Here is a 12,804-nt window from a genome sequence, read left to right as displayed (position 1 = left end):
AGCGGCTGTGGGTCAGGAACGCCCCGTTGCCCCGACCCGGGGGAAAGCGCCAAACCGATCATGGCTTAGTACCACGCGATCAGCTGTGCCGTGGTTCCCGTGGCCAACACCCGCTCAGCACGGATACTCAGCACGGCACCTGCACCAACCTCGTAGGTGACAGCTTCGCCCGCAGCGTCTTGAATGGCCACGCTGCCAGCGACGTTGACGTAAAATGCACGGGGACGCACCGGCAAATCGGCCGTATCGGATGGAACAACGGCGTAATGCGCCACCGCGGGCGCGGTCAAATTGACGTAATCGGTTTCAAAAGGATCGGACATCGGTCTCTCCACATTGGTTGAGACACAAGCCCTAAAGTTGCGGCCTTTCTACCGAGTTGGTCGGGCGCGCGTTCGCCCGCGCAACATGTCAGCTTCCCCTACGCGCGAGGATCACGCCAAGCGTGCGCCACGTAATCCAAAGATCAAAAGCAAGACTTGCATGCCGGATGTAATGCGCGTCAGCAGCAACCTTACGCTGAATCCCTTCAAGCCCATCAACATAACCGATCTGAGTTTGCGCCAAACCTGTGATACCGGGCAGCACCTGATGGCGATCACGATATCCGGGGATTTCCTGCACATAGACGCAAGCATGGTCATAACTGTCAGGGCGCGGACCGATCATGCTCATCTCGCCGCGCAAAACATTAATGATCTGCGGCAACTCATCAATGCGAAAGCGCCGCATCCAGCGCCCCAGTTTGGTGATGCGGTCCGTCTCAAGCGCATCAAAAGCGCCCCGCGATTTGGCGACATGCGTCGACATGGACCGAAACTTGTAGGCCGTGAAGGGACGACACCCCATACCCATCCGCTCTTGACGAAAAATGAGTGGACCTCTGTTCAGAAAGGGATTGAGGATCAGAAGACCGAATGCGCAGAGCGCCAGAGGAACCATCAACATCAGCGCTGCCGTCCAATCGAACGCGCGTTTTCTTATCCGCCGTGGCGCCACATTCGCGGCTGACGGGGCGAGGCTTGCCCCTCCTGCAAGCACGTCGTCCCATCCGTCATTTCGAAAATCAAACATCGCGCATACCACCGTCCCAGCAAGGAAAACCGCGACGCCAGCACCGCCGCATGGTTAACAAACTTGAAACAACCGTATTAAAGACACGTAAATCAGAGTATGAAATTCGCCCTGAAAATGATTGATTTGAAATGAAAATTCTTAACGCTCATTAGGATTCACAACCAATGAGCGAAAGCAATTCTTGGCAGCAATTTTGAGAACAGTGGCGATCCGGGAAGGACTCGAACCCTCAGCCTGCTGATTAGAAGTCAGCTGCTCTATCCAGTTGAGCTACCGGACCGCTTTGCGAGGTATGACTTGGGTTTGACGTCTTTTGCAAGACCGAACATCGCTAACCAAAGTTAAACACCCCGCGCCGTATCAGAGAAGCATATGTTTCTCGAAAAAAGACATGTCCGATGGGATGCATGCCTAAATCAAGACTTACGCAGCACCAATATCTCGCGGCCGATCGTAGCCATGGCTTAGTGTGTCCAGGCACCCCGACGGTTTGTCGCGAAGTTTTCGCCATAGCCGCCAGGGCGAATGTTGGGCTTGCGCGGCTTGGGCTGCTGTACGCTGGCTTCTATCCCGTGTTCTTTGGCGTAATCCAACGCGGCTTCCTTGCTATCAAATTCCAACCGAACTTGTGATTGCGTATCAGAAGACGACGTCCAGCCCATCAGCGGATCAACCTCTCGCGCGGTCGCAGCCACATATTCCAAAACCCAATGTTTCGTTTTTGCCGTCCCCGACGACATCGCGGTTTTCGCTGGCCTGAAGATTCGTGCACGCATCGCAAAGCTCCGTTAGATGCAGGATATATGTGCCAACCAACCTTGGCACGCAAGCGCCGCTGCACGCAGCGCGTCAAAATCACATTACATGCCCAGGCGGTTCGGGTGCGCAAATGCCACTAAGCCCACTCTCCGCCGCGCATGACCGGAACGCGCTCTCCGGTTTTGGTGATCCCGTCAATATCAACGGCATCCGACCCCATCATCCAGTCCACGTGGATAATGCTTTGATTCCCACCTTTTTGCTTGAGCTCATCTGGCGATAGCGTTGAGCCGCCTTCAATCGTGTCCGCATAGCACTGACCAAGCGCGATATGGCAGGACGCGTTCTCATCAAAAAGCGTGTTGTAGAAGAGGAGCCCGGATTGGCTAATCGGGCTCGAATGCGGAACCAGTGCCACCTCGCCGATCCGGCTGGCACCATCATCGGTCTGCAGAAGTGCCTGCAGTACGTCCTCGCCCTTGCTCGCCGTAGCCTCAATAATCCGTCCCGCCTCGAACCTCACAGCGATATCCTCGATCACATTGCCCTGATGCGCCAAGGGCTTCGTCGCGGCGACTGTGCCCTCAACCTTGTAGGCATGTGGGCATGTGAAAACTTCTTCCGTCGGGATATTTGGCTGGCACACAACGCCGTTAAGTGCCGGAGACGCGCCACCTTTCCAGATGTGACCATCCGCCAGCCCCAAATGCAGGTCTGTTCCGGGACCAATGTAGTGCAACGCGCTGAAATCCTGTGCATTCAGCCAATCCACCCGTTCCTGCAGCCGCGCACTATGCGCGGCCCAATTCGCAACCGGATCATCGCCATCCAGCCGTGAGGCGACATAGATAGCATCCATCAATTTGCCCTGCGCCTCCTCAACCGAGACATCCGGATAGACGCGTGCCGCCCAGGCAGCGCCTGGAAAAGCGACGATATTCCAGTTCACCTCAAATCCAACGATGGGATCCATTGCGGGCTTGGACGCGATGGCGTTTGCCTTGCTGACCCGTGCGACCCTAGTCGGGTCTTGTTCTGCTAGCAGCATCGGATCGTCGCCAGTGATCGCCATACGCGCTGCACCGCCTTTAAAGGCCGCTGCCATCCCTTCAAAGAGCCAGTTTGGTGCGCGGTCAAAGCTCTCATCGGGGGCGTTTTCATATCGCGCCAGTGTGATCTCATCGTCGCTAAAGAAGGGGGTCACCAGACCTGCACCCGCTTTGTATGCGTGCACGGAAATGCGTCTTACCAAATCCAGGGCGGCAATTGGCGCCGTAATCACAAGGTCCTGCCCCGGCTGCAGATTGACACCGGTGCGCACTGCCACCTCTGCCAAGCGGTCGAGTTTTTCAGGGTCGATACGGGATGTCATGGCGGGCCTCCTGTTGCCGATCTGCGAAAGTCAAAGCACTTCGATTCATACTCGCATCACAATTCTCTGCCTCTCCGCAACGGTCGAAGGTGATTTATGATGCATGATGTCTGCAGTTAAAGCCGAAACGCTATAGATGTTCCATTTCTGGCGTCAACCAAGGTCAGAACACCCGCTGTTCGGATCGTCTGGCGGTAAGACCACGGCTCCGCCCGTTCAGAGGACCGCCCCCCGGACGTCTTCTACCGGCAGACGACTTCAGCAAAATCAGGGCTTACCTCCGGACTCGTCATCGAACACCATGCCCGGTCCACAAGGGCAGTCTGGCGCGGCCAAGAAGACGGCCCTGTTGTAGTGTAAACATACATGCCGCCACCGGGCACATCGGCGTCAGATATGCTGCCAAGAGCGGCCTCCAATGACACGATGGGAACAGGTTGATCGACACTTGCGCAAGCCCTACGGTATGATACCCGCTCACAGACGATCATTACGGATCTAGAAGGAAATTCATCTTTGCGACTGGATATCTCCCCACCTTCCAACGCGTTTGAGGTGGTCACAAAACGGTGGGGTTTGCAAAACGCCGAACAAATTCTACAGACTTATCGATCAACCGTTTACCGCGTGGAGAGCCCAAAGGGACCCGCTAAACTGAAACTCTACACACAAATTGGATACCGGGGTGAACGGGCAGCAATCTCATTCTCAAAAAGTGTCAGCAGCAACGCGATTGCAAAGATTTACCAAAATGATTTCTATCGCGCCGCGGTCCTGAGCGAATGGGTCGAAGGTCCGACCGTCCAAGAGGTGCTGCAAAAAGGAGACTACGAAAAGGCGACGCGCCTCGCCTGTGAGGTGATCCGTAGCCTAACGGAAACCAGCAGAATACGTTTTCCTTTTGCCTACCGTCGTAAAACTGCAACTCAGTACCGTACTTTACGACAGAAATTCAAGAATGGCCAAAGCCCACAAAATGAGGCATTGCTAGCCGAGGGCTTGGGGATTTTTGAGCGCCTTTTGTCGCGCAGAAGGGACGAGCGGGTCATTCATGGTGATCTACACTACGAAAACATGATCCAGACACCGATTGGCGCACGCGCAATTGATCCGCGCGGTGTCAGGGCTCATCCAGTCGTGAATTGCCAATCCCTTTTTATCGATTCAGGCGCCGAAATAGACCTGTCTGCTTTTGCAAAGGTGTTTTCCGATCAAGTGCAAATCTTCACAGAAAACCTGGGCTTTGACCGCGACACTGTCATGCAACTCGCGCTATTTGCGCGGATATGGCGGACATTAAAGATAGGCGATGATCGCCAAGCGCTCCGCGAAAGGCGCTTGCGGGAGGTTGAGCTTATCCGAAGCGTTATCGCGCAAACCTGAACCTCTATTTTTCATGTGGCGACTTTGGCGTCTTATAGAACGCGTTCGTCATGGGGAGTGGACGCGTTTCCTACCTGCTTTTTTTGATTTGCATTGGGGCGATCAAGAGATCGACAACAAATATCGGCAGCTAATAAAGCCATATAATCGCACAGCCTCGTAGCTTTATCGCATCGAGATTGTCCGTCCTTGGAAGCGTGTTCACTTGAATCAAGCATCCAAGACAACGCCTAAGACGGTTTGCCGAAGATGCACCATCCGTTATGCATTTGATTGCCGAGCAACACAAAAAGCATAATTCATAAGCGATTTTTGCCGTTAATCAAAAAGCAAGAGCGGGACTCTAGGGTGCGAAAACGCTTGGAGGGCATTCCAAGCGGCTGACAGTTGACTTGGAGTTGTTTGATGCTGAAACGAAACGTAATGACACTGACCTTCTTGGTTGCTGCGCAGGCCGCATCGGCTGACGAGTTTGCCCCGGCTCTTGAAGCTTACCTGCATAGCAACGTTACCGCTTGGGCGACCGATCCGGTGATCCTTGATGCACTGCGCAGCGCAAACTCGCGGACCGCTGATTTTCAATCCGATCAGATCCTCGCGCTCGATCAAGCGTGGCGCGCCGAAGTTGGGCAAAGCAACGCGCCCACGATTGAACCAATCCTCAACAATGCTGCTGCCGATTTCCTGCGCGGTCAGGTTAATGCATCCGGCGGCACGATTTCCGAGATCTTCATTATGGACTCGGTTGGTCTGAATGTCGCGGCATCGTCAGTCACCTCTGATATGTGGCAAGGTGACGAGGCAAAGTTCACCGAAACCTACAGTGCGGGTCCAGGTGCTACGCATATCGGCGATGTCGAATTCGACGAATCCGCCCAGACATATCTTGGTCAAGTGTCGATGGCGATTAGCGACCCCGATACTGGCGAACTGCTCGGTGCAGTGACCGTCGGCGTCAATGCTGAGCAACTCTTCTAATACGAAAAACCAGGCTGATCATCCCATGGCGTTGAAAGATCTGACCGGGGCACTGGGTGCCTCGACCAAGTCGATATATGCGAAATGTCTTTGGATCACGACATTGGTCACACTGATCATTGTCGCCGGACTCAGTTATCAGAATGCGCGGGCCTCGGCGACTATCGCTCATGACGGCGTCAGAGACCTGGCCGTGACAGCCACAAACAATACGGCCGGTCGCCTCGGAGCATCAATTCGCTTCGGCAATATCGACGAACTGAACGCGCAGATTAACGACCTGATCGCGGCATCAAATGGTCGGGCAGATTCCGCGATCATTTTTTCCCAAGAAGGTCAGATACTTGCCGAGGCCGGTTCGTCGGACCTGTCTTCGCTGCGGGCACTCGCGCAATCCGCCCTGCGCAATGAAGCAGATTCACGGGATGTCGAAAACCTCGACTTCGCCTTTCGAGTTGGAATTGGTCAGGAAAACGCCACCGTCGGTGTCTTGGCTGTAAGTTGGACTGCCGAGCCGATCATGGCAAGGTTACGTACACAAACACAGCAAAAGCTTGCTTCTGCGCTGGCGCTGCTCGCTGCACTGCTGACCTGTTCAACATTCTTGCTGCGGCGCATTTTGGGACAGCCGTTGCACCGATTGGAGAGCGCGATGCAAGCGGTAGCATCTGGCAACTATTCGGAATCGATTTCTGACGTCTCGCGTCAAGACGAAGTCGGAGAGCTTGCCAGGAACCTGGATCAAATGCGCCAAGGATTGGAGGAGGCTGCCCACGCAGCCGAAGCTGTCAGAGCCGACCAACGCGAGCAGGAAGAGGTGATCACGACGCTTACCCAAGGGCTGCAGAGCCTCGCTGCTGGCGATATGACCGTGCGCATCGAACACGATTTTACCGACAAGTATCAGCAGCTAAGAAACGATTTCAACAATACGGCTTCGACACTGCATGATACCTTGCAAGCGGTGGTCAGCAACGCCCGCCTGATCCAGACCGAAGCGGAAGACATCGGTCGCCAATCAGGTGAATTGTCACAGCGGACCGAAACGCAGGCCGCCACACTTGAAGAGACTGCCGCAGCGCTTGATGAACTCACCGGGAATGTCAAAACAGCCGCCGACGGCGCGCAGGAAGTCGAAAACATCGTCCGCACCACCCAGACGGAAGCCGACGCTAGCGGTGAAATCGTCAAACAAACGGTGACGGCGATGTCAGAGATTGAGGATTCCTCTCGGCAAATCTCGACCATCATCTCTGTCATCGACGACATTGCCTTTCAGACCAATCTGCTTGCCTTGAATGCGGGCGTCGAGGCGGCCCGCGCGGGCGAGGCGGGACGTGGCTTTGCCGTCGTCGCTTCCGAAGTGCGCGAACTCGCGCAAAGGTCTTCGGAGGCTGCCCAGCAGATCAAAGACCTGATCAGCGGCAGTTCAGAACAAGTTGCACGCGGTGTAAAGCTTGTCGACGAAACTGGTGCCGCCCTCATGGCAATCACGGAAAGGGTCGCAGATATCTCGACACTGATGTCCAACATGGCCAGCGGCGCGACCGAACAATCCCGCGGCTTGGCTGAGATCAACCTTGGCGTTGGTCAACTTGATAAAGTCACCCAGCAAAATGCCAGCATGGTGGAAAGTGCTGATGTGGCCAGTCAAACGCTGCGCCAACAGGCTGCGGCGCTCAACGAAATCGTGACTTCATTCGAAATCGAAGAGCCTGGATCAATGATGCATGCGCACCGCGCAGCTTAGGTACAAAACGGAAACATTCACTCAGCTCAGGGGTTGAAAATCGTCCGCGAAATATGATCTGGTAACCTATCACCAGAGGGGTTTTTCGTGGCCGAGCCAGCAACACATAGTACTTCCGACCCGCATTATTACTTGTCGAACCCTGCTCCGGACGTCAAAACACGCGAGAAGCTTGAGGGCGGGCGGCGCTTTGTTTTGAATACGGATTTCGACCCTGCGGGCGACCAACCAACGGCAATTCGCGAGCTGTCCCAGGGTGTGATTGAAGGCGAACAATCGCAGGTTTTGCTCGGCGCAACGGGTACCGGCAAGACCTTTACAATGGCGAAGGTCATTGAAGAAACTCAGCGGCCGGCCATCATACTTGCGCCCAACAAAACCCTGGCAGCCCAGCTTTACGGTGAGTTCAAAGGCTTCTTCCCTGAAAACGCGGTCGAATACTTTGTTTCTTATTATGATTACTACCAGCCAGAGGCGTATGTCGCACGGTCCGACACATACATCGAAAAAGAGAGCCAGATTAACGAACAGATTGACCGTATGCGTCACTCAGCCACGCGCGCGCTCCTTGAACGCGATGATGTCATCATCGTGGCATCGGTATCGTGCATATACGGTATCGGTTCTGTTGAAACTTACGGTGCGATGACGCAGGATCTGCATGCAGGCCGCGATTATGATCAACGCAAGATCATGGCCGACCTGATTGCACAGCAGTACCGTCGCAACGACCAGGCATTTCAGCGCGGTAGCTTTAGGGTGCGTGGCGACTCGCTGGAAATCTGGCCAGCCCACCTTGATGACCGCGCTTGGAAACTTTCGTTCTTTGGCGAAGAGCTTGAAAGCATCACGGAATTCGATCCGCTTACAGGCGAGAAGACTGATACATTCGAGAAGATCCGCGTCTACGCAAACTCTCACTACGTCACGCCGCGGCCAACAATGCAGCAAGCTATTCAGGGCATTAAGAAAGAACTCCGCATCAGACTTGATCAGCTCGTCAACGATGGCAAACTACTTGAGGCACAACGGCTTGAGCAGCGCACAAATTTTGATCTTGAGATGCTTGAGGCGACCGGTGTTTGCAATGGTATCGAGAACTACTCCCGCTATCTGACAGGGCGTGCACCCGGCGAACCGCCGCCAACGCTTTTTGAGTTTATTCCGGATCACGCGATCGTCTTCGCAGATGAATCGCATGTCAGCGTGCCGCAAATTGGTGGCATGTATAAAGGTGACTATCGGCGCAAGTTCACACTTGCCGAACATGGCTTTCGCCTGCCCTCTTGTATGGATAACCGCCCCCTGAAGTTCGAGGAATGGGACGCAATGCGACCGCAATCGATCTTTGTCAGCGCGACCCCTGCAGCCTGGGAATTAGAACAGGCAGGCGGTGTCTTCACTGAACAGATTATCCGGCCTACCGGACTGATCGATCCAGAAATTGAGATCCGTCCCGTTGATATGCAAGTCGATGACCTGCTCGACGAGGTGCGGAAAGTTGCCGCAAATGGCTACCGCACGCTTTGCACGACGCTGACCAAACGAATGGCCGAAGACCTCACCGAGTACATGCATGAACAAGGCATCAAAGTGCGCTACATGCATTCCGATATCGACACGATTGAGCGGATCGAAATTCTACGGGACCTTCGTCTCGGTGCTTTCGACGTTTTGATCGGTATCAATCTGCTGCGAGAGGGGCTGGACATTCCAGAATGTGGGCTTGTCGCAATACTCGATGCTGACAAGGAAGGTTTTCTGCGATCCGAGACTTCTCTGGTTCAGACCGTGGGCCGGGCCGCACGAAATGCCGATGGCCGTGTTATCATGTATGCAGACCACATCACGGGGTCGATGGATCGGGCGATCAAGGAGACCAACCGGCGTCGCGCGAAACAACTCGACTACAATGAACAACACGGGATTACGCCACAGACCGTGAAAAAGAATGTAGAAGACATTCTTGCCGGCCTCTACAAAGGCGATGTCGACATGAACCGGGTCACTGCCAAAGTCGAAAAGCCGATGGCCGGCAGTAACCTGCAGGCGGTGCTGGATGGACTGCGCGATGACATGCGCAAAGCGGCCGAAAACCTCGAATTCGAAGAAGCGGCCCGGCTTCGGGACGAAATCAAGCGGCTGGAAACAGTTGATCTTGTTGTCAGCGACGACCCCCTCGCCCGGCAACAAGCCGTGGATAAAGCAGTCGGCGAGGCGCATAAGGCTGCGGGGCGAAGTACCGCCGGACGACCCGGTCAGCGAGGCGGGAATGTTAAGCGCAGAAAACGCTAAGCATTGAGTGCGTCCACCTAAATTCACGGGAAGTTCGAGCCGGGCATTGGCCCAAGATAGGTTAGTCGCTAGGCATCTGAGATAAAATGGCTTGATGACCCAATCTCTCAACCAAACGGTTCCGAGATGCGGCCCACGGACAGTGCGCCACTGAAACGTTTGAAGTAGGTCGTGAGATTTGAGCGACCGAGGGCTTGCCGGAAACGCGGCGCCACGCGTTTCATTGCCAAAGCTTGCCTGTGCCGTGAGGCCAGCTAACTAAATTTCATGCGTATTGCTCTTGCTTTCATCCTTTTGGCCTGGCCTGCTGCGGCATGGGAGTTTGCGCCCAGCCCCATCTGCACACTAACCGAGACAAATGTCGACGGCACACTGACCATCACCTACGACGCCAGCCTGCCCGAATACACGATTACCATCACACTTCCTGAAGCCACGTGGCCCGATGCGCCTAACTTTGCGATGGCCTTCGCGGGCGAACGGCCCATCGGCATCCAGACGGATCGGCATCGCCTGAGCGATGACCGCCGCAGCCTGACAGTCACCGATACAGGTTTTGGGAATGTCCTGAATGGCTTGGAATTCAACTTACGTGCCTACGCGACCTCCGGCGACATGACGGTTGGCTTCGCGCTCACAGATATCGGCACGGCGATCCGCGATTTTCGGAATTGCCCCGCAGACAATATTGCATGATGCCAAAACGCGACCCTGTAAACACGACAACAGATGCGGCGCGTACACTTGCGCGCAGCATTTTGGACCAGACTCGCTTTGGCGCCTTGTCGGTAATCATCGATCCCGGCATTCCTTATGTCGCGCGCGTGGCGATGGTACCTGACAACGGCGGCCTGCTCACCCTCATCTCTACGTTGTCGACGCACACCAAGGCCATGCAAAAGAAGCCAGATTTTGCGGCACTCATCGGTGAGCCAAAGACGAAGGGAGACCCCCTGACACATCCTCGTATGACGATCATGGGGACGGCAGAAGTTGCGGACAAGGCCGCCAACAAGCAAAGATGGCTCGACGCGATACCCAAGGCAAAGCTGTACTACGACTTTACTGACTTTCGGTTGTTCCGATTACAGCCCACGAAAATCCACCTCAACGGTGGCTTCGGCAAAGCGTACCGCTTGTCGGCAGATGACATTCGCTAACACTGCAGAACTATTAGGGCGTTGCCACGGGCCTCCATGCACCCGGATAGTCAGCACGAACCCGCAAAAGTCTGAACATACAGCGCCCTTGATTTGCTCCGTTTTACCACCCGCAAACGGGAAGACCTAAGCTCGTTCCCAGTCCTTTGGGTAAGTGGTCGAGTTTTCCAGCGTCACGTCATCAAGTCTCATCATTGCTTTCGCCGCCGCGGCCTCATAAATCCAATAACCAAAGTATGTATCGTTGATATTGTCGTGATTGGAGCATAACGGGTTGGTTGCACTGCGGATAGCTCGAAGCCACCCCGGCATCAAAGCGTTCCAGCGCGGCCACGCGAACTGAGTCGGTTTCTCCTGGATCAAGCGCCCGCAGAAGCCGCGGGCAGGCGTTGGCGAAAACGAAGTCAGAGACAGTTCCACGTCCCGCGCCATGCCCAAAATCCGCAATGAAGCGCTGCCAAACCGGGTCTCGTTCAGGCCAGAATTCGACCGCATCCACCGGAGGCGCGGCCTCGTCGGGGATCAGGCGGCATAGAATAGCCAATCTCAGATAGCGCGTGCGAGAACCCCGACCACCCGCATAGTCGCGCTGTTTCCAAGCGGGCTGTTCGCGGCAGATGGCGCCGAACTGCGGATATGCATCAAGCAACAGAATGCGGGTGTTAGCCAAACAGTCTGCGACGGGTGCGCCAGAGGAATAGAGGGCAGAGAGATGTCGCTTGGATGGATAACTACCTCGTCTTCGAATCCAAGTTCGGAGATAAAGCCGCGGCGATCGCCGATATCTCGATCGAAATTACCAAGCTCAACCGCGTCGACCTTCAAGCATTGTTCACCTTGGTCTTCGCAAATCACAAGGTCTGCACGCCTCGACGGAATCATGCCATTGCTTTACACCGCGCCGGCAGCGTAAAGGATAGACCTTGGAACACACCCGAGCGGCCACACGGGGCGGCTAGAGTTCATCTGCCGGTGGCATGTGGTGACAGGGCATAGTCGCCCGCGTTAGAGGTCCTTTCATTGGGGATCGCCTTTTCCGAAACGGTCGTAGCTACGAAATGTTGCGCCTCGCTCACGCCTTAGCTTCGACGTATAGCGACATTTCCGGGTCTGTTCTGTCGAAGTAGCGTGGGTCGCGCAGGATGGGTACGCTGCTTTGCAGGTAACCGGACACGCAAACATCGGCAAAGCCTGCCCTTTCAAGCATATCTGTCAGCTTGGCGGCATCGAACCAGTTCACGTGGCCGCCAACGTCCATGTTCAATTCGCGGGAGGATTCCCGACTTGCGGCATCAAACGCATCTTTGAGGCTGGGGAAAGACGCCAAGAACCGAACGCACTCAGCACGGGATAAGCGCTTTGGGTTACGCGGATTGGTGAGCAAGCTCACCCAGTCGACTAAAAACTCAGCGCAGACTTCGCGGGCCTGCTCTTCGGTGTAACGTGAGAATGGGCGTTTAATTCTCTGCGTTTTGACGAGCAGATAGTGCAGAAAAAAGGACCAGTCTTCCGCCTCATAGGCACGTATCATCAAGCCTGCATCCGGGCAAACAATGCGAATGCGGCCTCCGGGCTCCAAAAGACGACGGGCTTCGCAAAATAGAAACGCCGCATCCTCTGCAAAGAGGTGTTCGATCACATGGCTGCAATAGATAACCTTGAAAAATCTGTCCTGCTCCTGGAGTGGCTTGCGTTCATAGACATCCCAGTAGTAATCAACTGGTGCCTGTTCGATGCCGCGACGCATCTTGGTCCAGGCGGTGTCGTCATCGCCATAGTTTTTATCAGCGGTGCGCCACAGATCATGTCGAAATGATCCGGGGCCGAGGTTCAAAAACGGTCTCTTCGTCAGGTCGTCCTTGTTGTAGCTGACGGTATAGACGTCGCTAAAAAAGTTCTTTGTGACGCGCCCATTTACAACGTCGCGCGCTGCTTTCTCAATAACGGCACTTTTTTGTGCGGCGCTGTTGCTGATTTCGGTGATTTTTTGACCAACGGCATCGCCTTTCGCCGCAGGTTTCTTCATATAT

Annotated in this window: 14 protein-coding genes and 1 tRNA gene; 7 read left to right on the top strand and 8 right to left on the bottom strand. The window is 54.9% G+C overall.

Annotation, left to right across the window (positions count from 1 at the left end; all coding sequences use genetic code 11):
- Positions 1-65 precede the first annotated feature (65 nt).
- The 5 genes from SLH47_RS00880 to SLH47_RS00860 form a co-directional block, all read right to left on the bottom strand.
- Positions 66-323: a spike base protein, RCAP_Rcc01079 family gene (locus SLH47_RS00880; RefSeq protein ID WP_320237399.1), complete on the bottom strand. Its 258-nt coding sequence runs from the start codon at positions 321-323 to the stop codon at positions 66-68.
- An 88-nt stretch (positions 324-411) separates the two neighbouring features.
- Positions 412-1,074, bottom strand: coding sequence for a sugar transferase (locus tag SLH47_RS00875; protein WP_320237398.1), 663 nt, complete (start codon positions 1,072-1,074; stop codon positions 412-414).
- A 206-nt stretch (positions 1,075-1,280) separates the two neighbouring features.
- Positions 1,281-1,357: transfer RNA gene (locus SLH47_RS00870), tRNA-Arg, on the bottom strand.
- 184 nt (positions 1,358-1,541) lie between these two features.
- Positions 1,542-1,853, bottom strand: coding sequence for an ETC complex I subunit (locus SLH47_RS00865; RefSeq protein WP_320237397.1), 312 nt, complete (start codon positions 1,851-1,853; stop codon positions 1,542-1,544).
- Positions 1,854-1,972: 119 nt separating this feature from the next.
- Complete coding sequence (locus SLH47_RS00860; RefSeq protein WP_320237395.1) at positions 1,973-3,208, bottom strand: aminopeptidase; 1,236 nt, start codon at positions 3,206-3,208, stop codon at positions 1,973-1,975.
- Positions 3,209-3,724: 516 nt separating this feature from the next.
- On the opposite strand from SLH47_RS00860, the gene SLH47_RS00855 reads away from it, so the two are divergent.
- From SLH47_RS00855 to SLH47_RS00830, 6 genes are all read left to right on the top strand, one after another.
- On the top strand, positions 3,725-4,591 hold the full coding sequence (locus tag SLH47_RS00855) for an aminoglycoside phosphotransferase family protein (RefSeq protein WP_320237394.1): 867 nt from the start codon (positions 3,725-3,727) through the stop codon (positions 4,589-4,591).
- A 423-nt stretch (positions 4,592-5,014) separates the two neighbouring features.
- Positions 5,015-5,569 carry a hypothetical protein gene (locus tag SLH47_RS00850; RefSeq protein WP_320237393.1) on the top strand — a complete coding sequence of 185 codons (555 nt, stop codon included), beginning with the start codon at positions 5,015-5,017 and terminating at the stop codon, positions 5,567-5,569.
- Between the two features lie 25 nt (positions 5,570-5,594).
- The gene (locus tag SLH47_RS00845; protein ID WP_320237392.1) at positions 5,595-7,319 is read left to right on the top strand and encodes a methyl-accepting chemotaxis protein; all 1,725 of its coding nucleotides are present in this window, start codon (positions 5,595-5,597) and stop codon (positions 7,317-7,319) included.
- Between the two features lie 87 nt (positions 7,320-7,406).
- Positions 7,407-9,614, top strand: coding sequence for an excinuclease ABC subunit UvrB (uvrB, locus tag SLH47_RS00840; protein WP_320237391.1), 2,208 nt, complete (start codon positions 7,407-7,409; stop codon positions 9,612-9,614).
- Between the two features lie 267 nt (positions 9,615-9,881).
- A complete protein-coding gene (locus SLH47_RS00835) occupies positions 9,882-10,310 on the top strand; it encodes an excinuclease ABC subunit B (RefSeq protein WP_320237390.1) in 429 nt (142 codons plus the stop codon).
- Positions 10,310-10,774: a pyridoxamine 5-phosphate oxidase gene (locus SLH47_RS00830; RefSeq protein ID WP_320237389.1), complete on the top strand. Its 465-nt coding sequence runs from the start codon at positions 10,310-10,312 to the stop codon at positions 10,772-10,774. The genes SLH47_RS00835 and SLH47_RS00830 overlap by 1 nt, the downstream gene beginning before the upstream one ends.
- A 126-nt stretch (positions 10,775-10,900) precedes the next feature.
- Here SLH47_RS00830 and SLH47_RS26360 read toward each other — a convergent pair whose 3' ends face one another.
- Entirely contained in the window at positions 10,901-10,996 is a 96-nt protein-coding gene (locus tag SLH47_RS26360) for a hypothetical protein (RefSeq protein WP_413785613.1), read from the bottom strand.
- Entirely contained in the window at positions 10,989-11,444 is a 456-nt protein-coding gene (locus tag SLH47_RS00825) for a hypothetical protein (RefSeq protein WP_320237388.1), read from the bottom strand. Before SLH47_RS00825 ends, SLH47_RS26360 begins: the two co-directional genes overlap by 8 nt.
- A gap of 53 nt (positions 11,445-11,497) precedes the next feature.
- Here SLH47_RS00825 and SLH47_RS00820 point away from each other — a divergent pair, with 53 nt between their 5' ends.
- Positions 11,498-11,770 carry a hypothetical protein gene (locus SLH47_RS00820; protein ID WP_320237387.1) on the top strand — a complete coding sequence of 91 codons (273 nt, stop codon included), beginning with the start codon at positions 11,498-11,500 and terminating at the stop codon, positions 11,768-11,770.
- A 76-nt stretch (positions 11,771-11,846) separates the two neighbouring features.
- On the opposite strand, the gene SLH47_RS00815 is transcribed toward SLH47_RS00820, so the two are convergent.
- Positions 11,847-12,800, bottom strand: coding sequence for a class I SAM-dependent methyltransferase (locus tag SLH47_RS00815; RefSeq protein WP_320237386.1), 954 nt, complete (start codon positions 12,798-12,800; stop codon positions 11,847-11,849).
- Positions 12,801-12,804 lie beyond the last annotated feature (4 nt).

The sequence above is a fragment of the Cognatiyoonia sp. IB215182 genome (genome assembly GCF_033963905.1).
GTDB lineage: Bacteria > Pseudomonadota > Alphaproteobacteria > Rhodobacterales > Rhodobacteraceae > Yoonia.
Note: the sequence above shows the minus strand (reverse complement) of the source record. Positions and strands in the feature narration are given on the sequence as shown.